This is a genomic window from Leisingera aquaemixtae (assembly GCF_019801145.1).
In the GTDB taxonomy this organism is placed as follows: Bacteria; Pseudomonadota; Alphaproteobacteria; order Rhodobacterales; family Rhodobacteraceae; genus Leisingera; species Leisingera aquaemixtae_A.
Genome location: NZ_JAHVJQ010000016.1, coordinates 1 through 22,444, shown reverse-complemented (window position 1 = coordinate 22,444; position 22,444 = coordinate 1). Strand labels below are relative to the sequence as shown.

Here is a 22,444-nt window from a genome sequence, read left to right as displayed (position 1 = left end):
TGATCCTGCTGGATCATGCCGGGCAAACAAGGCCGACGCAGACGGGCGCCGGCCTATTGCTTGCAATTCGGGCCTGTTTCAGCCCTTCCACCAGCGGCGCGGCTCCACGTTTTCGGGCTTCATGTCTTTGTCGACTTCGCGCGCGATGTTGTAGATTTCCTGATAGGTGTCGATGCCGCCGGCCCATTTGTTCAGGCGGTCGCGCCACTGTTCCCACAGCTGCGGCTGGAACTCGGGTGAGCACATTTCCTCGGCCATGCGGATTTCGCTGTCCGGCAGGAAGGCCGGGCGCACGCCGTGTTCCGCAAACACCGTGCCTGGAAGCTGCGGGTCGGAGAAGCCGACGGTCTTGACCAGCGCCGCCTCGTTTGCCGCCTGCACATGGGCCTGCGCCCAATAGGCGCTCTCCATCACTGCGTCCTGCAGATAGCCTTCGAGGCCGTCAAAGACCTTGGCCGACATCGAGGTGTGCTCAGTGCCGCAGAAGAACTTGAGATCGACGGACTGCGAGACCACTGGCGCCATGTTGGCATAGGCCACTGCGGAGGCCCAGGTTTCGGCGCCGTCGATCAGGCCCTGCTTCAGCCCGTCGAGGGTCTCTTCCCAGGCCACAGGCACAGGGTTCAGGTTCAGGGCATTCATCGCAATCCGGCCCAACTGGGTGCCGGTAACGCGGTTCTTGGTCCCGAACAGCTGCTCCAGCTTGGTGATGGTCGGCTGGTCCTTGTATTTGAGGCCCAGCTGGATGCCGCGCAGTTCGCAATGGCTGAACAGGAACTTCAGCCCGTGGCGCTTCTCCAGCGGGTCGCGCAGGATTTCCTGGCTCTTGGGGTGATAGAGGAAGTGGTACTGGGACGCGCGGCCGGGGAACATGAAGGCATAGTCCAGAACGTTCAGGTAAGGTGCACCGCCGGCCGAGTTCTGGGTTGAAGCGGCGTAGATGTCGACGATGCCCTGCTGGGTTTTCTCAACGCAGGACAGCTGGCCGCAAATCTGGTTGTCACCGATGAACTCTATACGGATTTCACCGTCAGTGCGGGCCTCGAGGTCTCGGGCGAACTCCAGCGCGCCTGCCCGCTCGATCAGAAGATTGCGCGCGTTGAAGCCGGAAGCGCCGAACTTCAGAGTGTGCTTGGCGGGCTTGGCGTAGCGCTTCTCATAGGTTGATTCCGCAGCCGAGGCGAGATTCGCCAGGCTCATCGCGCCGCCGAATCCGCCTGCCGCCAGCAGGGTCGAACTCATCCCGTAAGTCCCTGCCACGCGGAACAGATCCCGCCGCGAAATACGGCTCAGTTTTTTGGTCAGCCCCATAATTTTCCTCCCTAAGATCAATTATTGAGACGTTTCGTATCAAAAAACGCTAGACCAATTTACACATTCTGTATAGAAGTTTTTTTATCGAGAGTTCGGGAGGGATGGTTTTGGACGCGGATTTCATTGTCATCGGCGCAGGGTCATCCGGCTGTGTTGTTGCCAACCGGCTGAGTGCGGATCCAAGGAATAAAGTGGTGCTGCTGGAGGCTGGCGGGCGGGATATTAATCCCTGGATCCACATCCCGGTCGGTTACTTCAAAACGATCCACAATCCGTCAGTCGATTGGTGCTACAAGACCGAGCCGGATCCGGGTCTGAACGGCCGCTCAATCGAATGGCCCCGCGGCAAGGTCCTGGGCGGCTCGTCCTCGCTGAATGGCCTGTTGTATGTGCGCGGCCAGCCGCAGGATTATGACCGCTGGCGCCAGATGGGCAATGCTGGCTGGGGCTGGGAGGATGTCCTGCCGCTGTTCAAACGTTCCGAGAACAACGAGCGCGGCGCGGATGAATTTCATGGCACCGGTGGTCCGCTGTCGGTTTCCAACATGCGCATCCAGCGGCCCATTACCGATGCCTGGGTCGCTGCGGCGCAGGCGGCAGGCTACTCGTTCAACCCGGATTACAACGGCGCCAGCCAGGAAGGCGTCGGTTTCTTCCAGCTCACTGCCAAGAACGGCCGCCGCTGCAGCTCTGCGGTGGCCTTTCTGAATCCGGTGAAAAACCGCGAGAACCTGCAGATCATTACCCGCGCGATGGTGCAGAAGGTCGACATCCAGGAGGGCCGCGCCGTGGCGGTTCTGTACAAGAACCGGGCAGGACAGATCCAGCGCATAACAGCGCGGCGCGAGATCGTGCTGTCAGGCGGTGCCATCAACTCGCCCCAGGTCCTGATGATGTCTGGCATTGGCGAGGCCGCACAGCTTGCCGAACACGGCATTGAGGTGAAAAAGAACCTCTATGGCGTTGGCAAGAACATGCAGGACCACCTGCAGGCACGTCTGGTCTACAAATGCAACGAGCCGACGCTGAACGACGAGGTCCGCACTCTGTTCGGCCAGGCCAAGATTGGCCTGAAGTATGCTCTGTTCCGGGCCGGCCCGATGACAATGGCTGCAAGCCTTGCTACCGGCTTCATGAAGACCCGCGACGATCTGGAAACCCCGGACATCCAGTTTCATGTGCAGCCGCTGTCGGCCGAGAACCCTGGCAAGGGGGCGGATCCCTTCTCAGCCTTTACTATGTCGGTGTGCCAGCTGAGGCCGGAAAGCAAGGGAGAGATCCGGATCGTGTCCTCGGACCCGAACACCTATCCAAAGATTTTTCCGAATTACCTCTCGACTGAAACCGATTGCTGCACATTGGTGGCCGGGGTGAACATCGCCCGCAAGATCGCCCGCCATGCGCCGCTGAATTCGAAGATCTCGGAAGAATTCCGCCCCAGTGCAGACCTGCCAATGGATGATTACGAAGCCACGCTGGACTGGGCGCGCAGCAACACCGCCTCGATCTACCACCCCACCGGCACCTGCAAGATGGGCCAGGGCGAGGATGCGGTGGTCGACGCCGAGCTCCGTGTGCATGGAATTCGCGGACTGCGGGTGGCAGATTGCTCAATCATGCCGGAGATCGTCTCGGGCAACACCAATGCGCCTGCAATCATGATCGGAGAAAAAGCCAGCGAACTGATTACCCGCCAGACTAATTAGGCAGTACAGATTCTGAATAGCTGAGGAATGCGGAGCTCCTGGAGGTAATTGGCATCACTGATCAGCCTCACTTGAGTGGTCCAGTCTGACTGTTAGTGCATGACCGGCCTGCGATCCACCGGAACGATGGTTTCCAGCGCAGGCGGTTGATACCCCAGAGCACTGTGAGGCCGTTTGATGTTGCCGTGTTTTCTCCATTGCTCGATCAGGACTTGAGCCTCGCGCAGGCTGTAGAAGTTTTCTCCGTTGAGCAGTTCTTCGCGGAGCCGGGCAGATTAAGAAACGCGCAAGCTGATCCTGCGATGGATGGAGGAACCGCTCGCGATCGGTTCACAGTGCCCTTTGCCAGGACGCTTCCATGAACGACTGCACATTTCCATCCGCCAGTACACAAGAGTGGTTCGTGAAAGGGGTAGATCTATTGGCCTCGATCCGGATTCCTATGGTGCCCACTCAATGCGCAAAACTAAGGTTGCGCGAATCTACCGCAAGACCGGCAACCTGCGCGGTTCAGCGGCTTGAGCTACAGCACTTGGCGGCGCAAGTTCGGTGGAATGATCAATAAGGGAGGGTGCTGCTCCTGCTATCCTCTCGACGACTTATGGTATTTCAAAAGTGCAGCAAGCTCCAAAGGGACAGACCGCGTTTCGGCATGTCGAAAGCCTCACGCATCGCAGCGAGGGCTGAACTGCCTTCCGCGGTTTCTCTGCAGCCGCCGCGGTCGCAGGGAAAGTTCACTTTAACTGGGCTGCTGCCGCGCCCTCCAGACTGCTGCCGGTCAACGACGTCAGCCCGGTCTGCGCCATGGCGATGCTCAGCTCTTCACTTAGAGCATCCCACAGCTGTTCCAGCCCCGGCTCTCCAGCGGCGGCGATTGCATATTGCAGAATTCGCCCGGCAAACACGAAGTCCGCTCCAAGCGACAGAGCCTTGAGAACATCTTCGCCGGACCGGATGCCGCTGTCGTAGAAAACCGGAAACTCCGGCCCAAGATCGGAACGGATTTCTGCAAGCCTTTCTATCGGGGCGGGTGCAGCCTCCAGTTGCCGCGCGCCGTGACTGGAGACCTGAATGGCATCAACGCCCGCGGACACCAGCGCGCGGGCGTCTTCGGCGTCCAGCACGCCTTTCACCACCAGCTTGCCGGGCCAGAGATCGCGCAGCCGGGCCAGCGTGTCCCAGGTGGCACGGGCCCGGCTTTCGGTGCGGTCGAAGTCATAGCCCTCCATCTCGAAATTCGCCATCACCGGCTTGCCCTTCAGCAGCGCCGTCAGCGACCAGCACGGGTGCAGGGCAAAGTCGAGGAACTGCCGCGGGCCGATGCGGAACGGCATTTTGAAGCCGTGGCGCAATTCGCGCGGGCGGCGGCCGACCTCGGGCACGTCGACCGTCAGCACCAGCGTCTGATAGCCGGCCGCGCGGGCGCGCTCGGCCAGCTTGAAGGTGCCGGTGCCGTCGCCGCTGAAATAGAGCTGGAACCAGGCATAGCCCTCTGCCGCCTCCAGGATGGTTTCCAACGGTGTCGAGGCGACTGTGGAAACCCCATGCGGCACCCGGTAGCGCGCCGCCAGCCGGGCCAGCATCAGGTCGGCGCCGGGGGCTGCCAGGTTGCACATGCCCATCGGGGCAATCCCGAAGGGGCGGTCTGCCTCGGCGCCGAAAACCCGGGTGGCAAGCGAGCGCCGGCTGACATCGCGCAGGATACGGGGCCGCAGGGTGATGGCGTCCAGGGCAGCGCGGTTGCGCGCTGCCCCGGTTTCCTGCCCGGCGGCGCCGTCGATATAGTCAAACACCATCCAGGGCAGCCGCCGCCGGGCCAGGCGGCGGGCATCCTCGGCGGAATGGATGGCGCCTGCGGCCATCAGCCGGCCACGGCCTTCATGAAGCGGTCGCGGATCACCACCGGGTCCATGGTGATCACCGGCATCTTGGCGTTGCCGCTGTCGCATTTGACCACCAGCACCGTTGCCTCGCCGCTGGATAGGGCTTCCTCCAGCGCCGGGCCGGTGTCCTTGTCCTGCACCTCCACCACCCGGGCGCAGCCGGCGGCGCGGGCCATGCCCGCCAGATCGGTGCGCTGGCTGGTATAGGTCGGCTGATCACCGGTGGAGCCATAGGATCCGTTGTCGATGATCATGAGGATGTAGTTCCCGGGCGCGTTGTTGCCGATCGTGGGCAGGGTGCCGAGGTTGGTGAGGATCGAGCCGTCGCCGTCGATCACGATCACCGGTTTCGGCTGCGCCAGCGCCAGCCCCAGGCCGATGGAGGAGGCCAGACCCATGGTGCCCAGCATGTAGAAATTGGTGGGCTGGTCGTCGATCGCGTGCAGCTCCTGGCTGGGGATGCCGATATTGCAGACCACCAGCTGGTTGCGCAGGATGGGTGCGATCTCTTTCAGGATTTCGGAACGGATCATTGGTCGCCGTAGCCTCCCCAGAAATTGGCGTCGGTCAGGATGGCAACGGGCTTGTTGCACATGAAGGTGTATTTCAGGATGTTGTCCAGCTCCTCGACGTCTTTCTGCCAGTGGAAGTGGTAGGTCGGGATGTTGAGCTGGGCCAGCAGCGCCTTGGTATGCACCGCCATTTCAACCTGGCAGGCCACCGGCTCGCGCAGCTCGCCGCGGTAGGAAATCAGCATCGGCAGCGGCATCCGGTAATATTGGATCAGCGTCGCCAGCGTGTTGATGGTGACCCCGATAGCGGTGTTCTGCATGATGATCGCCGGGCGCTTGCCGCCCATCCAGGCGCCGGCGCAGAGCCCCATGCCCTCATCCTCCTTGTTGGAGGGGATGTGGAAGATGTCGTCGCGCTGGTCGATCTCCTCGATCACGCCGGCCAGCTGCTTGCAGGGCACGGTCGTGACGAAGGAGACGCCGTTGGCGGCCAGATCGTCAGCGATCCTCTTGTCTATGTTCATGGTCGGTAGCCTTTGCTTCGGGTGTCGTGTTTCGGGGTCAGGCGGTCCGGCAAACGTGGACCGCGCAAGGGGCGTGGCGGACAACGCGGGCCGCTGTCGAGCCGAGGAAAAAGTCGCTGAGCCCCGGTTTATGGGAGCCGACGACGATGCAGTCCACGCCGTGCTGCTCCGCGTAATCGATGATGGCGCGGTAAGAGCGGCCCTTGACGATTTCCGCCGTCACATTGTCCAGGCCTGCGGTCTTGGCCGCGAGCAGCTGGCGGGCCTTGTCGAAGCCTTCGCGCACGGTGTCTTCGTCCAGGTAGGCGGTGACCGAACTGTGCACCGCCTCATAGACATGCAGCGCGGTGATCTGCCCTCCCGGATTGCACAGGGTGGCGGCGGCCTTCAGCGTGGTCTCAGAGACCCCGTGATCCAGGGCCATGGGAACCAGGATTCTGTCATACATGGTTGCTCTCCGTTTGCTCCGTGCGCGGGCTCATGCCCAGGGGTCGAGGATGATCTTGGGTGCCGCCACCGCGCCGGACCGCAGGTCGCGAAAGGCAGCGGCGCCGTCCGACAGCGGCCGCTGCTCGGGCCAGTCCAGCGGGCCGAGACGGCCGTCGAAAATTGCCTGCGCGGTGTCGCGGAAATCCTGCGCGGTATAGGTGTAGGTGCCGATGAAGGTGATTTCCTGCAGCGTCATGCGGCGGATATCCAAGCCTCCCGTATCTTCGCCCAGTCCGACATGGGCAATCACCCCGCCGGGCGCGGCAGTTGCTGAGGCCGCGGCGCGGGTGGCGGCATAGCCCACGGCGTCCACCACCAGCGGCACCATACCCTGGAACTCTGCCACCGCCTTTTGCCCGCAGCGGTCCGTCAGGAAGGCCCGGCGCGCTTCGTTCGGCTCCTGGATGGTCACCTCCGCCACCCCCATCGCCCTGAGCGCCAATGCCGCAGCCAGGCCGATGGCGCCGCCGCCGATTACCAGCGCGCGGCGCTCTGTGCTTGGATGCAGCGCCTCCAGCGCCAGCCGGGCGGCGTGCCAGCTGACAGCCAGCGGTTCTGCCAGAGCGGCCTTTTCCAGAGGCACCGCCTCCGGCACGGTCACAAGGTTGCGCTCCGGCATCGCCACGAACTGGGCAAAGGCGCCCTCGCGCGGGGGCATGGAGATGATCTGGCGGCTGGCGCAGAGGTTTTCGCGCCCCGACGCGCAGGCAGCGCAGCTGCCGCAGGTCACCAGCGGATTGATCGTCACCCGGCGGCCCGCCTGGGGGCCGTCCTCGATCACGCCGGCGGCTTCATGCCCCAGGATCAGCGGCGCAGGCCTGCGGTTGTCGTGGCCCAGGTAGGCGTGCATGTCCGAGCCGCAGATGCCGGCGGCGCGGATGCGGATCAGATGTTCGCCGTCCCGGCCCGCTGCCATTGGCACATCGCGCAGCGCAAGCGTCTCAACCCCTTCATAAACTAAGGCTTTCATTTCGCCGTGAACCCCCCGTCAACCATCAGGATTTGTCCGGTGACATAGGCCGACGCCTCCGAGCACATGAACAGCAGCGGCCCGTCGATATCCTCCAGCCGCCCGTTGCGGCCGATGCAGGTCTGCGCCGCATTGCGGGCGGCGCGGGCGTCATCCTCGAATACCGCCTGGGTCAGCTCGGTCGGGAAGAACCCCGGCCCGATCGCGTTGGCGGTGATGCCATGAGACGACCAGGCTTCCGCCATGGCGCGGGTCAGCTGGCCGATCCCGCCCTTACTGGCGCCATAGGCAATGCCGCCGGGAAAGGCGCGGGTTGTCTGGAGCGAGGCGAAATTGACGATCCGCCCCCAGCCCCGCTCCTTCATCGCCGGCACCAGCGCCTGGCTCAGGAAGAAGGGCGCCGAGAGGTTCAGCGCCAGGGTCTGATCCCAGCCCTCCGCTGTCACCTCATCCGCAGTCTGCCGCGTGTTGACGCCCGCCGCATTCACCAGGATATCCGGCGCCCCGAAGGGGGCGGAGACCGCCTGCCGCAGCGCTTCCAGCCCGCTGCGGTCCGCCACATCCGCGGCTGCATATGCGGCCGCCGGCCCGATCTCCGTGCAGAGGCTTTCCAAAGCCTCCGCCCGCCGCGCCACCACCACCACCTGCGCCCCGGCTGCGGCCAGCGCGATCGCTGCCCGCCGGCCCAGACCAGAGCTGGCGCCGGTGATGCAGGCGGTCCGGCCTGCCAGATCGAACAGGGTTCGCGGGTCAGCCATTGGCGGTCAGGTCAAAGGTTTCATCCGGGAAATACTTGGCCAGCCGCACGTCGGCCGCGCGGGCGTGGCCCTCCATCCCCTCCAGCCGGGCAATCCGGGCCGTGGCCTCCGCCACCGGCTTGGAGCCCTCGCGGGTGGCGCGCTGCCAGGTGACGATCTTCATGTATTTGTGGACACTGAGACCACCGGTATAGCTGGCCGCGCGCGAGGTCGGCAGCACGTGGTTGGTGCCCGCCGCCTTGTCGCCGTAAGAGACCGTGGTCTCCTCGCCCAGGAACAGCGAACCGTAGCAGGTCAGTTGCTCCAGCCACCAGTCCAGGTCCTCTGCCTGCACGGTCAGGTGCTCGGGCGCGTATTCGTCGGAACAGGCGGCCATATCCTCGCGGTCCGCGCAAAGGATCACCTCGGCATAGTCGCGCCAGGCCGCGGTGGCGTTCTCGCGGTTCACATCTGGCAGATCGTCGATGTAGCCAGGCACCAGCCGCATCACTTCTTCCGCCAGGGCGCGGTCGTCCGTCACCAGCCAGACCGGAGAATTGTAGCCATGCTCTGCCTGGCTCACCAGATCGGTGGCGACGATATGCGCATCCGCCATGCCGTCGGCCAGGATCAGGCTGTCGGTCGGGCCTGCAATCATGTCGATGCCGACCCGGCCGAACAGGATCCGCTTGGCCTCTGCCACGAACTGGTTGCCGGGGCCGACCAGGATGTTGGCCTTGGGCAGGCCAAAGAGGCCGAAGGTCATCGCAGCAACCCCCTGCACGCCGCCCATCGCCATGATCTTGTCGGCGCCGCAGATGTGGGCGGCATAAACAATGGCCGGTGCCACGCCGACGCCGGGGCGCGGCGGCGAGCAGGCAGTGATGTGCTTGCAGCCGGCCACCTTGGCGGTGGTCACGGTCATGATGGCGCTGGCAATATGGCTGTAGCGGCCGCCCGGCACATAGCAGCCCGCCGCATCCACCGGGATCACCTTCTGCCCGGTGACAAACCCGGGGGAGATTTCGGTCTCCACATTCTGCATCGTGCTTTTCTGCAGCTCGGCAAAGCGGCGCACATTGTCGTGGGAAAACTGAATGTCAGCCTTCAGCTTTTCCGGCACCAGGGCGCAGGCGGCTTCGATCTCCTCCGCCGTCAGCAGCACATTGCCTTCGTAACGGTCGAACTTGGCAGCATATTCCAGCGCCTTGGCATCGCCGCCGGCCTCAATATCATCCAGGATGCCTTGCACGATCTTATGGGTCTCAGAGGCATCCGACTTGGGGGTCAAGGCAGCTTTTTTCAGGTATTCACGGGTCATTTCCAGGGGGTCCTACTTGTAGATATCAGGAAGCAGCGTGGTGGAGATCGGCGGGATGTAGGCGATCAGCAGCACCACGATCAGCATGGTCAGCACGAAGGGCACGGCGCGGGCGGCGATCTTGAGGATGGATTCGCCGGTGATGCCGGAGACGACGAACAGGTTCAGCCCCAGCGGCGGGGTGATGAAGCCCACACCCAAAGCAGTGATCATCATGATGCAGAACTGGATTTCGTTCATGCCGATGTTGTCCACCAAGGGCTTCAGGATCGGCGCCAGGATCACGATGTTGGGGGTTGTCTCCATTACGCAGCCGGCGGCGATCAGGATGCAGATCATCAGGAGGATCAGCAGCGAGGGATCATCAGTCAGCCCGGTCACCGCGGTCACGAAACCCTGCGGCACGCCCATGATCGCCAGCGCCTCGGCCAGCGGGGCGGAGAAGGCGATGATCGGCAGGATCACCCCGTTCACCTTGGCAGAGCTGACCAGCATCGCCGGGAAGTCCGACAGCTTCAGGGTGCCGAGCAGGAAGCCCATCAGGATGGTGACGACCACCGCGGTGGCGCCGGCCTCGGTCGGGGTCAAGCGGCCGGAGAAGATGCCGTAGAAGATGATGCCCGGCACGATGAAGGCATACCAGCCGGATTTCAGCGCATGGCCCAGGTTGCCCAGCCACTCGCCCAGCCCCATGTTGCCGCCGGTCTCATAGGTATAGAGCCGGTTCATGATGATGTTGGTGACCAGGATCGACACTAGGATCGCCAGACCCGGGATCAGCGCCGCCAGGAACAGGGTGGAGGCGGAAATGCCCAGCACCAGGCCGATGATGATATAGGCGATGGAGGGCGGGATCAGGATGCCGGTGCAGGCGCCCGCCGCCACCAGCGCGCAGGCATAGGGCCGCGGGTAGCCGCTTTCGACCAGCCGCGCGATGGTCATCCGCCCGACCGCCGCGGCGCCGGCTGCGTCAGAGCCGGAGATCGCCGCGAACATGCCGCAGACCAGCACCGTGGCAGAGCCGAAGCCGCCCCGTGTCCAGCAGGTCAGCGCCTCGGCCACATCCAGGAACTTCTTGCTGAGGCCGGTCCGGACCAGCACGTCGCCGGTCAGGATGAACAAGGGCACCGCGGTCAGCGCAAAGGCGTCGATGCCGGTGAACAGGCTTTCGCCGATGGCGCTCAGCGGCAGGTCGCCGGACATCACAAGCATGGTGATCGCCGCTGCGCCGATGGCAGCCCAGACCGGCACCGCCAGCGCAATCAGCGCCACGAACATGATCACCGGCAGGTAGAAGTCCCAGCCCAGTTCGACCGTTTGATTGAGTGAATTCCACAGCATCGCTCAGGCCCCTCAATCAAACAGCTTGTCGCCTTCAAAGACGGGCGTGCCGTCACGAAGGCTGCGGTAATCGCGCAGGAAGGATTGCAGCAGGCGCCAGATCATCAGGGCAAAGCCCGCGGGCACCGCCATCAGGAACCAGACCATCGAAACCCGCAGCCCGTGGCTGACCGATCCGAACTTGGCCGAGACCAGCACCGTCTCGAACGACCAGTAAAGCGCCACCAAGGCCACGATGAACATCACCAGGTCGCCGAAGATATAGATCAGCGCCTTGGGCCGGGGCCCCAGGTAATGCAGGATCACGTCGATACGGATATGGGCGCGCTCCTTGACCGCCGCCGCGGCGCCGATCCAGGCCAGGTAGATAAAGGAATAGCGGACGATCTCCTCGCCCCAGATCGAGGAAAAGGCAAACAGCTCGCGCCGGATCACCTCGATCGCCATGGTGATGACCAGCATCACATAGAACACCAGGAGCAGCCAGCGTTCTGCGTTCTTGTCGATGTTTCGCAGGATGTGCATTTCCATTCCCGGGGTTCAGGCACACCCCCGCAGCCAGCCCAGCGGGCTGTTGCAAAGGCGGCTGTTGAAAAATGCGGGGGCCGGACGAAGGCGCCCCCGCCCTACTAGGCTCAGGCGTCGTGGACGTAGTATTTGCCCTGGGTGCCTGCGGCCTCTTCCAGCTTGGCGAAGCTCTCCATCGAGCCTGCCAGCTCGGTCTTGAAGGAGTCCCACTCGCTGCGCTGATAGCCGCCGGCCTCTTGCCACTCGCCCAGCTGATCGTCGCTGAGAGTATGGAATTCGACACCGGCCTTGGTCAGTTCCGCCATCGCATAGGCGCGGGCGGAGGGCACTTTGGACAGGTTCTGATGCGCGGTCATTTCCGACCCCCACATCACGCCGTCCTGCACGTCGGCAGGCAATGAGTTGAACCATTCCAGATTGCAGGAATAGACCTGACTGTCCGGCACCGCCTGGGTGAAGGTCACATGGCTCAGGATGTCCTTGAAGCCAAAGACATAGAGTGCCCCGACCGACGGATCGAGCGCATCCGCCACCCCCTGCTTGATGGCTGAGGGCGTCTCGCCCCAGGCCACCGGCGTCGGGTTGGCACCGACCATGCGGTAATACTGCTGCAGCATCTTGGATCCCGGCACCCGGAATTTCACACCGGCCATGTCGCCCGGCGACATCACCGCGTTGCCGCCCTTGCGCACCGCCACCACGCGGGGGTCGATATTGACATAGAACAGCGCCTTGAAGCCGGCGGCCTCCACCTTGGGGTGCACTTCCGCCTTCCAGAAGTCGGAGTTCACCAGATTGGTGAACCGCTGGTTGGAGCCGCAGAGATAGGGCATGTTGATCAGGTCAACGGTGGAGGCGAAGGGCGCAAAATTCGACAGCGAATGCTGCGCCGCCTGAATGGTGCCGCCCTGCACCTTCTGCACCAGCGCACCGCCCGCACCCAGCTGTCCGCCAGGGGCCAATTTGACATAGATCTTGCCGTTGGTGGCGTTCTGGATGTTCTCCTTGAGATCCAGCTGCATGATCGGATAGCTGCGCGACGCGCCCAGCACATAGGCCGTGGCAACGGTCATGATATGCTCGGCCGCGCGCTCCCGCTCTTTCTCTTCCTTGGCGGTTTGCGCGGCGGCTTCGGACGACCAAAGCACCCCGCCGGCGCCGGCCACCAGCGCCGCGGTGAAAGAGCCGGCCGAGGCCAGTTTCAGAAAGTTGCGGCGCTCAGCAGATTTGAGGCCATCCTTGCCATTCGTCATTGTCTTCCTCCCTAAAGATCCGTCAGCTGCCGTTCTTGTTCTTGTGGTCAGCCTCGCGCTTGAGAATGGCCGCCACGAACAGGATCGAGGCAGCGAACAGAACCAGCATCTCTCCGACATCGCCCAGGAAGCCGCCGCCGCCAAAGGCGCCCATGGCGACATTGGCAAAGAACACGGCAAAGACGGCAGCGGCAGCCCAGAGAAACATCGCAAGTTCCCGGTTTGTTATCCCAACCCTATTTGTAAGCGCTTACATCAATAATGCAAGCGCTTACATCGACGGCTGGCAAGCGCTGCATTTTGTGGTATGACGAGGGGCAAAGGAATTGGCAGACGTCACATGGGAAAAACCCGCTCAGCTCCGACACTTAACGATGTTGCAAAGGCCGCGGGCGTTTCCACCGCCACGGTGTCGCGCTGCCTGAATTCTCCGGACCGGGTGATCGAGGCAACCCGCCAGAGGGTGATGCAGGCGGTCGAATCACTGGGCTATACGCCGAATTTCGCGGCCCGCGTGATGGCAGCCAAGCGCAGCTTCACAATCGGCGCCATCATTCCAACCATGGACAACGCCATTTTTGCCCGCGGGCTGCAAGCTTTCCAGGATCAGCTGCACGAGAACGGCTATACGCTCCTGGTGTCCAGTTCGGCTTACGACCCTGAGGCGGAACGCGAGCAGATCCGCACCCTGGTGGCCCGCGGCGCCGACGGGCTGCTGCTGATCGGGCACGCGCGCGACGCAGAAATCTACGAGTATCTGGAGCGCCACCAGGTCCCGTCACTGGTCGCCTGGTCCTACGATCCCGAGGCGCAGCGGCCCTCTGTCGGATTCAGAAACACAGGCGCCATGTGCGAACTGGCACGGAGCGTGATTTCAGCCGGCCACCAGCGGATTGCCATGATCTCGGGAATGACACAGGGCAACGACCGGGCGCAGGGCCGGGTGCAGGGCGTCAGGCAGGCGATGGCGGAATGCGGGCTGGACCCCAGTGCCTTGACACTGATCGAAACAGCCTACGAGATTGACAAGGGCGCCGAGGCCTTCGGGCGGTTGATGGCCCTGACGCCACGCCCGACGGCAGTCATGTGCGGCAACGATGTGCTGGCCGCCGGCGCTCTGCGCGAGGCGCGCAAACTGGGGGTCCAGGTGCCTGAGCAAGTTTCGGTGACGGGGTTCGATGACATCGAACTGGCAGAGATCGTCAGCCCCGCCCTGACCACTGTTCATGTTCCCCACCGTGAAATGGGACGCAAGGCAGCCTGCGAACTGACAGCAATGGTGGAAGGTAAGTCAGAAGGCCGGTCAATCTGCATCAACACAAGGGTTGTGTCCCGCAATTCATTGGCCGAGCCTCCTATTCAGACATAGGGAAACCGCCCACTGCTTTTTTTAGTACGTCCTGAAGCATTGGGAAATTTACCCTTGCACTGTGAGCGACCGTTTCTAGCTCGTAAGGGTTGCGCTCACGCATGCAGCGGGTTTCCACTTCGTCCGCGCTGTGCCGGCCTCTCCGAGGCCTCCGCTCACGATGATGCGGGTAGTGGTGATATTTCTCACCGCGCCAGACTGGATCAGTTGCCAGGCAAGGCGCAGGGTCGCAAACAGGTGTTCATTCACACCTACTCATACCAAGTCTCATACCAAGGGCAGCCATTTCAGCTGTACACGAAGCCGTTTAGCAGCGGTTTGCTGGTTCTCAGCAGATTTCTTCGCAGACGCCTGCCGGGCCGCGGGGAATATCATTGCCAAACGACTGTGGTGCCCTCTGAGGTGCGTACGGATCCACCTGCACGCTTGGGAGAATGGTTCGGAAGCCAACGCAGGTGTCTGCACTGGATTGAGTTCTGCAATCGAAGGTGCCCTCACTAAGCCATGTCGGCGGGCCGCCAACTGCAGTCCTCCGGCTGGGAGAGGGAAACCAAACCCGATCAGCAGGAGCAGTGAAAAATCTGAGTTACGCATCATACTGCCCCAGCTTTGGGAAGCAGCTCAACTCCGCGTCACACAGCGCTGCCAGCCAGCGTTAGGCAGGCATTATGACCCGTGCTCTTGCTGTTGTAGCGGCAGGGAAAGGGAGCTCCTCGCTCTGGGAATGCGTCCTGCAAGGGGAAGGCGGGACAGCGCCTGTGCCTCAGACCGTGAGCAGCTTCTTGTACATCTCCAGAAGAAATACCTCCGCTTCAACATAGCGGTCTTCCGCCTTGGCAGGGGCAATTTCCTCAATCTGGACATCGAAGTCGGCATAGTGCTGTGTGGTGGCCCAGATCGAGAACAGCAGATGATGCGGGTCGACGGTTGCGATCTTGCCCTCCTGCATCCAGTCTTCCAGCATCAGGATCTTGGCATTGTAGAGGTCCTTCAGCGGGCCGAATATCTCGCTGCGGTTTTGCGGCTGGCCGCTCAGCAGCTCATTGGCGAAGAACTTGCTTTCCCGGGGGAAGTTCCGCGACACCTCCAGCTTGCGGCGGATGTATTCGCAGATCTCGTCGATCGGTTCGCCGCGCGGGCTGAGCATGCTGAGGGGGGCCATCCACAGCTGCAGCGTGCGGCCCAGAAGCTCCTGCCGGATCGCGTCCTTGCTTTCGAAGTAGTAGAGCAGGTTGGGAGTGGTCAGCCCGGCGGTCTTGGCGATCATGTTGATCGATGCGCCGGAGGAGCCGTGCCGGGCAAAGACCTCAAGCGCGGCGGCCATGATCTGTTCCGTTTTCTGACGCTGAATCTTGGTCTTCGGTTTCTCTGATGCCATGCGCGCCATGCGGAATCCGCCATTTCATATCAATCTGAATCGGCGCTGTCTTGGCACAACTCGAGAGCGAAGGCCAGCGGGCCGGGCGGTTGGGCGGTCCGAAGAAGGGCGCCGGAGTCAGAACCGGCGGGCAGGGGAGGCTGCCCGCCGGAAGGCTGTGCCGTCAGGGGAGATGGTTACGACGCAGCCAGCATCGGGGACGACAAGGTGCTGTCCTCGCGGAAGGCCGGGATGATGTGATCACCGTAGTCGGCGATGATCTTCTCCTCGTCGCCGCTGTCCAGGTAGATGTTGAACTGGGTGGTGCCAGCCGCTTCGAGATCGCGGATCTTGGCGATATGCTCATCCGGGGTGCCCAGCACGCAGAAGCTCTTGACGATGTCTTCTGTGATGAAGTCCAGATACGGGTTATCGCTCTGGCCGTGCTTGGAGTAGTCGTAGCCCTTGCGGTTCTTGATGTAGTCGGTCAGGCTGGTCGGTACGTGATCGCCGCCGGTGCCGTATTTCTCAACGATGTCAGCGACATGGTTGCCGACCATGGCAGGGAACCACTTGGTCTTTTCGATGCCTTCCTCAATCGAACCGGTATGGGCGGGCGCTGCCGCCATCACGCGGTAGTTCGACATGTCGCGGCCTTCGGCCTCACCGCCGGCCTTGGCCTGATCCGCCAGCCATTTGATGATCTTGGGCTCGGCAATCTGCAGCACCACGCCGTCGCCGACCTTGCCGGCCGAGGCCAACGCCTTGGGGCCGTAGGCGCCGATCCAGACCGGCAGCTCATAGCCGTTGGCCCAAGGGAATTTCACCGGTTCGGGGCATTCGCCGTACTGCACTTCCTCGCCGCGGATCAGCGATTTGACCACATGGGTGAATTCTTCCATCCGCTTGATGGTCGAGGGCTTCTTGCCCATCACCCGCACGGCGCTGTCGCCGCGGCCCAGGCCGATGTCGAAACGGCCGCCGGACTGTTTCGCCAGCGAGCCGAACAGCGAGGCCGCAACCGACCATTCGCGCGAGTTCGGGTTGGTCACCAGCGGGCCGAAGCGCATGTTGGTTGTGTGCTCCATGCACATCGCCATCGCGACAAAGCTTTCGCGCCACAGGATGTGGCTGTCGTAGAACCAGCAGTAGGTGAAGCCTGCGTTCTCGGCCTGGCGGACCAGAGCGCGTGCGCGTTCGGGCTCAACGAAGCCCTTGAAGCAAATACCGAATTCCATGTGTGTTTCCTCCTCGTTGGAATCTCAGTGATCGGGGGCCCAGATGCGGATGCCCGCATGGGTGAAGGGCACCGCCTTGGAAATGTTCTGGCGGATCAGGATCGGGGTGATCGCCTCGATGCAGCGGGCGGCCTCGGCGTCGCCGGCGTTGTAGGCCTGGACATCCAGCGTGCCGACCAGTTCGATCACCTTCTTGCGGGCAGGCAGGCTGTTGCCGCAGACCAGGATGTCGCAGTTGATCGGCCAGTCCAGATTGTTGAGCGTGGTGGCAGAGACGTTGTGCAGCGCGCCGATCACCGGGATATCGTCGCCCAGAAGCGCCTGCGCGGCCTCGGTGGCGGAGCCTTCGGGGGGCATCTCCACCTTTTTGGGGTCGCCTTCTTTCAGCGGCACCACGATGTCGACCAGGATCTTGCCCGCGAGGCCCGGCTTCAGCGCCTCCAGCGTGGCGTTATGGGCCGAAAACGGCACCGCTAGGATCACCATCTCATCCGCCGCCGCGGTGGCGGTTTCGTTGTCGAGACCGGTGATTTCGGCGGCGCCCGCGGGCAGCTTCGCCATCAGCTCTGCCGCGATGCCGGCGCTGCGTTCGCCATCGCGCGAGCCGAGCGCCACTTTGATCCCTGCGCGGGCAAAGCGCAACGCAAGCCCCTGTCCCTGCGGTCCGGTGCCGCCAATGATTGCGATCCTCATCGGAACATATCCTCCTGTTTTTTCCTAAGTATGTCGGCGCCGCGGCTGTCGGCGGGCTGCCAGTCGAGCCCGCGCAGAAGCACCGCCGGTGTCTTTCCGTTCTTGCGCACCACCAGCCCCGAGGCGGCGGCGATTTCATCCGCCAGTGCGGGTTCGGTCACCTGCAGCGGCCTGCCCCAGGCGTCGGTATTGCCCTGTTCGCGGATGGTTGCGGGCACCTTGGCCAGGCCGATGGCCACATTGACCTGGCCCAACCGCCAAGGACGGCCGAAGGTGTCGGTCATCACCACGCCGATTTCGGCGTCAAAGCGGTGCGACAGATCCTGCTGCAGCCGGGCGCAGCTGGCATCCGGATCGGGCGGCAGCACCATCGCCGCGTCCTCCTCGCCGAAGTTCGATTCATCCACCGCCGCATTGGCGGAGATGAAGCCGAGCCGGTGCTCACAGATCATCGTGCCCTCGTTCTGGTCCGGGCGGCGGAAAGCGCGCACCACGCGGGTGCTTTCGCGCAGCACGATCTCGACCTTGCGGGGGTCCTTGTTCAGCTCTTCGGCGTATTTCAGCGCTTCCGCCGAGGGCGTCACCGAGGTCAGCGGGATGATGCAGCCCTCCGCTTTGGAAAATACCTTCTGCGCGACACACAGGATGTCGCCGCGTTTCAGCGGCAGGCCGGCCCGAACCAGGCAATCGCCCAGAACCGCGGCCAGATCGTCGCCGTTCCGGATATCCGGAACGCCGGGAATTGCGGTGAGAGAGACGGAGAGGCTCATTGCGCGCCCTCCCGCACCAGCGCCTGCGGGTTATGGGCCAGCAGGTGATCAAGATCCTCGGCGGTGTCGACGTCGATCCGCAGGCTGGTGAGCGGCAGAACCTTGGCACAGAGCCCGGCAGCCTCAGCCGCCTGCAGATGCGCGATCAGCGATTTCGGCCCGTAGCGGAACGGGAAGGGGCAGGGCAGGGGCGCCAGCAGCGCATTTGTGCCCAGATCCTTGGCCGGGCAAAACACCGCGCTGGCCTCATCCAGCGGGTGCGCCAGCAGCCGGGTGAAGTCCTCCACCGCGGGGGCGGCGAGGTCGCCGGGCAGAACGCAGAGCGCTGCGTACCCCTGCTGCGCCGCCCAGCCGGCGGCGGCTTCCACCGCCAGCGACAGCGAGCCGGGGTCCTGGTCGTCGATGCAGAAGAGGCCGACCTGGCGGGCAATCCGGGAAATCACCGGGCTGTTGCTGACCACGGCGATGTCAACCGCATCGCCGGGGAGCCGGGCAAGGGCCTCTTGCAGTTTCGCGACGGTGGCCTGGAAAAGGCCCTCTGCCAGCACCTTTCGCTCCTGCGGCGTCAAGGCAACCGCAAGCCGGGTCTTGGCCTTTGACGGGTCTTTCATCGGGATCACGGCCAGCCGCTTGCCGCTGTTCGCTCCGCGGGTCATGCGTTTGCCTCCAGATGGGCCGGGGCAAAGGCCAGGTCGACGATTTCGCGGGCCAGCCGGGCCTTGTCCTCTTGGGTCTGCATCAGGATGCGGCTGCAGACCGGCTCCAGCCCCTCGGCGCGGATGGCACCCCCAAGCGCAGCGTCGGCGTGGTCGATGAACAATGACGCGGCGAGACCGCGGTAGCGGCGGGCGACGCCAATTGCATCTGCCCGCTCCCCCAGTGCCTGCATCATCCGGTCGGCGGGGCCTTTCACGACTTTGCCGGCGATGAAGGGGCTGACCGCGATCTTGGGGGCGGCGGAGGCCTGCACCGCGTCCGCTATGCCCGGCACGCCCAGGATCGGGGCTATGCTGACCAGCGGATTAGATGGCGCAATCACGATCAGGTCTGCCGCGCGGACCGCTTCCAGCGCCCCCGGCGTTGGGCGGGCCTGGCCGAGGCCCTCGAAAGCCAGTTCCCGGACCTCCGGCGCGCAGCGTTCGCGCACGAAATACTCCTGAAAACTCAGCCAGCCTGCATCGGTGCGCACCCGGGTCTGCACGGTATCATCGGTGGGCAGCACGATCTCTGCCGCGACGCCAAAAGCGCGGGCAACGTCGCGGGCAATATCGCTGGGCCGGTCGCCGCGCCGCCGCCGCATGGTGCGGTAAATATGCAGGCCGAAGTCGCGGTCGCCCAGCGACATCCAGGTGTCTGCGCCCAGCTTGTTCAGCGTCTCCAGCGCCCGGTGGCCCTCATCCGCGACGCCCCAGCCCTGGTTGCGGTCGATCACATTGCCCAGGCTGTAGGTCAGGGTGTCGATATCGGGCGACACCCAGAGACCGTGAAAGTTATCGTCATCCGCGACGTTGCCGATCACCGACAGTGCCACGTCCGGCAGAGCTGCCAGGCCCTCGGCCATCTTGGCACCGCCGACGCCGCCGGCCAGCAGCGTCACCTTATGTTTGCCTGCGCTGCTCATTCCGCGGCCTCCAGCGCGGGGCGCTCCGGGAACATCTCGAGAAAGGCCAGCGGGTCGCGGCCCTGGCGATCCACCAGCGGCGCGATCACCTCGGGGTCGTGGTGTTCATAAACCTCGCGGACGCCGTAGGTCGTGCCGCGGCGCACCGGCACCCGGCCCGCGGCGCGAATGATCTGCACCAATTCGCGGGCGGTGATTTCCTGGCCGTGGTCCGATCCGGCCGCGCGGGAGATGCTTTCGTTCATCAGCGTGCCGCCGAGGTCATTGACCCCGCGCGACAGCATCTCTTGCGCCCGCGCCGCGCCCAGCTTGGTCCAGCTAACCTGGATGTTGTCGATCCAGCCGTGCAGCATGATGCGCGAGACCGCGTGCATCAGGTCCACCTCCAGCGCGGTGGGGCCGGGGCGCACCTTGTCCGGGTTCTGCGCCCAGAGGGGCGATTCCGTGTGCACGAAGGAGAGCGGCACCAGCTCGGTAAAGCCGCCGGTGTCCTTCTGGATGTCGCGCAGCAGGCGGATGTGCGCGGCCCAGTGCTGGGGCCCGTCGATATGGCCGTACATGATGGTGGCGGTGGTCGGGATGCCAACCTCATGCGCGGCGCGGATGATCTCGACCCATTTCTCGGCGCTCAGCTTGTTCTTGGTCAGCTGCATCCGCACTTCGGTATCGAGGATTTCCGCCGCGGTTCCGGGCATCGAGCCGAGGCCCGCCTCCTTCAGATCGGCCAGGAAGTCATGATAGGACATCTTGGTCTTGGAGGCACCGTACCAGATCTCAAACGGCGAGAAGGCGTGGATGTGCATGTCCGGCAGCGCCGCTTTGATGGCACGGACGACGTCGCGGTAATAGGTGCCTTCCATCTTTGGGTGCAGGCCGCCCTGGATGCAGACCTCGGTGGCGCCGCGGTCCCAGGCCTGCTGCGCGCGCGCCACGATCTGCGCGGGCTCCAGCCATTCGGCGTCCTTGTCCTCGCTGCGCTTGGCAAAGCCGCAGAAGCGGCAGCCCATGTAACAGATGTTGGTGAAGTTGATGTTGCGGTTGACCACGAATGACACCCGGTCGCCGTTGGCGCGGCGGCGCAATTCGTCGGCAGTGGCATAGACCGCTTCTGCATCGTCGCCCGTGGCGCGGAACAGCTCTGTGCCCTCGGCTTCGGAAACCTCTCCGCCTTCCAGAGCCATCTCCAGAATGGCGCGGACCGGGGCAGAGGCGGCGCTGACGGCAGCCGGGACTGCGGCAAACTTCTCTGCGGGGGGCTGGATGGTCATGCTGTTTCTCCCATGTGCTGCTGGTCGCGTGCCAGGCCGTTGGCCTGCGCCATGCCGGAGGCGCGGGCCAGAATTTCCGGGTCGATGAAGCCGCTTCCGGCGGCCAGGTAGCTGGGGTAGACCGTCAGCCGCTCGCGCAGCTGGAACCGGGCCTGGGTGCAGGAGGCGGCAAGCTGGCGGATTTCCGGCCATTCATGCTGCGGGTTGATGAAGTCGATGGTGACCGGCGAGATCCCGCCCCAGTCGTTGATGCCTGCGTCCAGGTAGGCCAGGTGGCGGGCGCTGAGATTCGGCGGCGCCTGCAGGCTGATGTCCGGCGACAGGATGATGCGGGCTGCCGCGATGGTGCGCAGCATGTCTTCCAGCGGCGGCTCCGGGTGGTTCGCCATGGCGATATCCGGCTTGCGCTGGAAGTTCTGGATGATCACTTCCTGGATGTGGCCGTGGCGGGCGTGGGCGTCATTGATCGCGTGCAGCGCCTCGATCCGCTCTTCGAAGGTTTCTCCGATTCCGATCAGAAGGCCGGTGGTGAACGGCACCCTTTTCTCGCCTGCTCGCTCCAGAGTGCGCAGCCGCTGCACCGGAACCTTGTCAGGGCAGGCATAATGCGGCTGGCCCTTGCGGGTCAGGCGGCGGCTGACGGTTTCCAGCATCATGCCCATCGAGGCTGACACCGGCCGCAAGAGGTCGATCTCTTCGCTGGTCAGCGTGCCGGCATTCACATGCGGCAACAGCGAGGTTTCCCGCAGCACCAGCGCGCACATCTCGGCCAGATAGGCGGTCAGGCTGGAATAGCCGAGCCTCTCCAGCGCTTTGCGTGCCTTCTCGTAGCGCAGTTCCGGTTTCTCGCCGAGGCTGAACAGCAGCTCCTTGCAGCCTTCCCGTTCGCCGCGGCGGGCGGTGGCCAGCACCTGCTCCGGCGTCATGATGTTCGCCTCGGGCGAGTCGGGATGCTTGACGAAGGTGCAGTAGCCGCAGGTGTCACGGCACATGTTGGTCAGCGGCACAAAGGCCTTGCGGGAATAGGTGACGGTGCGCCCCCAATGGGCATCGCGGATCTGGCGGGCGTGGGCCATCAAGGCGTGCAGGTCCCCGGTCACCGCCCAGGATTCACTCGGTTTGGTCAGTTGAATGTTCATGGGCTCCTCCTGCATCTAGGTTTGTGGGAGTCCCGGATTCTGTCAACAAAATTTTTGACTACTAGATAAAAAATATTACCAGAATGCTTGTTAACAATATGAAATTAAAAGAAACAATGCGCATTGCGTAGTGCAGAGGTATATTTTTATTGACTGTGTGCTAAAAATTTGACTAGCTGGTAAAAAACAAGAAACATGATGAATGACGCCATCCGACTCACCCGTGAGACGGGTCCGGCGCAATGGGAGGAGAACGGCCGTGCTGATTGGAACGCCAAAAGAGCTGGCGCCAGGTGAAAACCGTGTAGCGATGACGCCGGAGTCTGCGGCGCAGCTGCAGAAGCTGGGGTACACTTGCGCGATCGAGACCGGGGCGGGGGCTGCGGCGGGGTTTTCCGATGCGGCTTATGA

23 protein-coding genes and 1 pseudogene are annotated in these 22,444 nt (G+C 63.5%); 3 read left to right on the top strand and 21 right to left on the bottom strand.

The window, feature by feature from the left end:
• Nucleotides 1-78: 78 nt before the first annotated feature.
• Complete coding sequence (locus KUW17_RS22255; RefSeq protein WP_222482502.1) at nucleotides 79-1,311, bottom strand: TRAP transporter substrate-binding protein; 1,233 nt, start codon at nucleotides 1,309-1,311, stop codon at nucleotides 79-81.
• Between the two features lie 104 nt (nucleotides 1,312-1,415).
• On the opposite strand from KUW17_RS22255, the gene KUW17_RS22250 reads away from it, so the two are divergent.
• Nucleotides 1,416-3,020 carry a GMC family oxidoreductase gene (locus KUW17_RS22250; RefSeq protein ID WP_261397361.1) on the top strand — a complete coding sequence of 535 codons (1,605 nt, stop codon included), beginning with the start codon at nucleotides 1,416-1,418 and terminating at the stop codon, nucleotides 3,018-3,020.
• Between the two features lie 92 nt (nucleotides 3,021-3,112).
• Here KUW17_RS22250 and KUW17_RS22245 read toward each other — a convergent pair.
• The 12 genes and pseudogenes from KUW17_RS22245 to KUW17_RS22190 form a co-directional block, all read right to left on the bottom strand.
• Nucleotides 3,113-3,295, bottom strand: a pseudogene (locus KUW17_RS22245) (integrase core domain-containing protein); the annotation flags it as partial.
• A gap of 459 nt (nucleotides 3,296-3,754) precedes the next feature.
• Complete coding sequence (locus KUW17_RS22240; RefSeq protein ID WP_222482501.1) at nucleotides 3,755-4,882, bottom strand: alpha-hydroxy acid oxidase; 1,128 nt, start codon at nucleotides 4,880-4,882, stop codon at nucleotides 3,755-3,757.
• Nucleotides 4,882-5,436, bottom strand: a complete 555-nt coding sequence (gene comE / locus KUW17_RS22235) for a sulfopyruvate decarboxylase subunit beta (RefSeq protein WP_222482500.1) — start codon at nucleotides 5,434-5,436, stop codon at nucleotides 4,882-4,884. Before comE ends, KUW17_RS22240 begins: the two co-directional genes overlap by 1 nt.
• A complete protein-coding gene (comD, locus tag KUW17_RS22230) occupies nucleotides 5,433-5,939 on the bottom strand; it encodes a sulfopyruvate decarboxylase subunit alpha (protein ID WP_027256510.1) in 507 nt (168 codons plus the stop codon). Before comD ends, comE begins: the two co-directional genes overlap by 4 nt.
• 37 nt (nucleotides 5,940-5,976) lie before the next feature.
• Nucleotides 5,977-6,387 (bottom strand): universal stress protein, encoded by a 411-nt coding sequence (locus tag KUW17_RS22225; protein ID WP_222482499.1) that lies wholly within the window; start codon nucleotides 6,385-6,387, stop codon nucleotides 5,977-5,979.
• A 30-nt stretch (nucleotides 6,388-6,417) separates the two neighbouring features.
• Nucleotides 6,418-7,398, bottom strand: a complete 981-nt coding sequence (locus KUW17_RS22220) for an alcohol dehydrogenase catalytic domain-containing protein (protein WP_222482498.1) — start codon at nucleotides 7,396-7,398, stop codon at nucleotides 6,418-6,420.
• A complete protein-coding gene (locus KUW17_RS22215; RefSeq protein ID WP_222482497.1) occupies nucleotides 7,395-8,156 on the bottom strand; it encodes an SDR family NAD(P)-dependent oxidoreductase in 762 nt (253 codons plus the stop codon). The genes KUW17_RS22220 and KUW17_RS22215 overlap by 4 nt, the downstream gene beginning before the upstream one ends.
• Nucleotides 8,149-9,456: a histidinol dehydrogenase gene (gene hisD, locus KUW17_RS22210; RefSeq protein WP_222482496.1), complete on the bottom strand. Its 1,308-nt coding sequence runs from the start codon at nucleotides 9,454-9,456 to the stop codon at nucleotides 8,149-8,151. The genes KUW17_RS22215 and hisD overlap by 8 nt, the downstream gene beginning before the upstream one ends.
• A gap of 12 nt (nucleotides 9,457-9,468) precedes the next feature.
• Nucleotides 9,469-10,797: a TRAP transporter large permease gene (locus KUW17_RS22205; RefSeq protein WP_222482495.1), complete on the bottom strand. Its 1,329-nt coding sequence runs from the start codon at nucleotides 10,795-10,797 to the stop codon at nucleotides 9,469-9,471.
• A 12-nt stretch (nucleotides 10,798-10,809) separates the two neighbouring features.
• A complete protein-coding gene (locus tag KUW17_RS22200; protein WP_065266141.1) occupies nucleotides 10,810-11,322 on the bottom strand; it encodes a TRAP transporter small permease in 513 nt (170 codons plus the stop codon).
• A 110-nt stretch (nucleotides 11,323-11,432) separates the two neighbouring features.
• Nucleotides 11,433-12,578, bottom strand: a complete 1,146-nt coding sequence (locus tag KUW17_RS22195; RefSeq protein ID WP_222482494.1) for a TRAP transporter substrate-binding protein — start codon at nucleotides 12,576-12,578, stop codon at nucleotides 11,433-11,435.
• Nucleotides 12,579-12,600: 22 nt separating this feature from the next.
• Entirely contained in the window at nucleotides 12,601-12,786 is a 186-nt protein-coding gene (locus KUW17_RS22190) for a hypothetical protein (protein ID WP_019296365.1), read from the bottom strand.
• A 132-nt stretch (nucleotides 12,787-12,918) separates the two neighbouring features.
• On the opposite strand from KUW17_RS22190, the gene KUW17_RS22185 reads away from it, so the two are divergent.
• A complete protein-coding gene (locus KUW17_RS22185) occupies nucleotides 12,919-13,947 on the top strand; it encodes a LacI family DNA-binding transcriptional regulator (RefSeq protein WP_222482493.1) in 1,029 nt (342 codons plus the stop codon).
• Nucleotides 13,948-14,710: 763 nt separating this feature from the next.
• Here KUW17_RS22185 and KUW17_RS22180 read toward each other — a convergent pair.
• The 8 genes from KUW17_RS22180 to cofG form a co-directional block, all read right to left on the bottom strand.
• Nucleotides 14,711-15,334: a TetR family transcriptional regulator C-terminal domain-containing protein gene (locus tag KUW17_RS22180; RefSeq protein WP_222482492.1), complete on the bottom strand. Its 624-nt coding sequence runs from the start codon at nucleotides 15,332-15,334 to the stop codon at nucleotides 14,711-14,713.
• 167 nt (nucleotides 15,335-15,501) lie between these two features.
• Nucleotides 15,502-16,542 carry a TIGR03842 family LLM class F420-dependent oxidoreductase gene (locus KUW17_RS22175; protein WP_222482491.1) on the bottom strand — a complete coding sequence of 347 codons (1,041 nt, stop codon included), beginning with the start codon at nucleotides 16,540-16,542 and terminating at the stop codon, nucleotides 15,502-15,504.
• Nucleotides 16,543-16,566: 24 nt separating this feature from the next.
• A complete protein-coding gene (gene npdG, locus KUW17_RS22170) occupies nucleotides 16,567-17,235 on the bottom strand; it encodes an NADPH-dependent F420 reductase (protein WP_222482490.1) in 669 nt (222 codons plus the stop codon).
• Nucleotides 17,232-18,005 carry a coenzyme F420-0:L-glutamate ligase gene (cofE, locus tag KUW17_RS22165; RefSeq protein ID WP_222482489.1) on the bottom strand — a complete coding sequence of 258 codons (774 nt, stop codon included), beginning with the start codon at nucleotides 18,003-18,005 and terminating at the stop codon, nucleotides 17,232-17,234. Before cofE ends, npdG begins: the two co-directional genes overlap by 4 nt.
• The gene (cofC, locus tag KUW17_RS22160; protein WP_222482488.1) at nucleotides 18,002-18,661 is read right to left on the bottom strand and encodes a 2-phospho-L-lactate guanylyltransferase; all 660 of its coding nucleotides are present in this window, start codon (nucleotides 18,659-18,661) and stop codon (nucleotides 18,002-18,004) included. Before cofC ends, cofE begins: the two co-directional genes overlap by 4 nt.
• Nucleotides 18,658-19,626, bottom strand: coding sequence for a 2-phospho-L-lactate transferase (cofD, locus tag KUW17_RS22155; protein WP_222482487.1), 969 nt, complete (start codon nucleotides 19,624-19,626; stop codon nucleotides 18,658-18,660). Before cofD ends, cofC begins: the two co-directional genes overlap by 4 nt.
• On the bottom strand, nucleotides 19,623-20,894 hold the full coding sequence (gene cofH, locus KUW17_RS22150; RefSeq protein WP_222482486.1) for a 5-amino-6-(D-ribitylamino)uracil--L-tyrosine 4-hydroxyphenyl transferase CofH: 1,272 nt from the start codon (nucleotides 20,892-20,894) through the stop codon (nucleotides 19,623-19,625). Before cofH ends, cofD begins: the two co-directional genes overlap by 4 nt.
• Nucleotides 20,891-22,033, bottom strand: coding sequence for a 7,8-didemethyl-8-hydroxy-5-deazariboflavin synthase CofG (gene cofG, locus KUW17_RS22145; protein ID WP_222482485.1), 1,143 nt, complete (start codon nucleotides 22,031-22,033; stop codon nucleotides 20,891-20,893). Before cofG ends, cofH begins: the two co-directional genes overlap by 4 nt.
• Nucleotides 22,034-22,292: 259 nt before the next feature.
• Here cofG and KUW17_RS22140 point away from each other — a divergent pair.
• The coding region (locus tag KUW17_RS22140) for a hypothetical protein (RefSeq protein ID WP_222482520.1) at nucleotides 22,293-22,444 on the top strand (152 nt) is incomplete at its 3' end.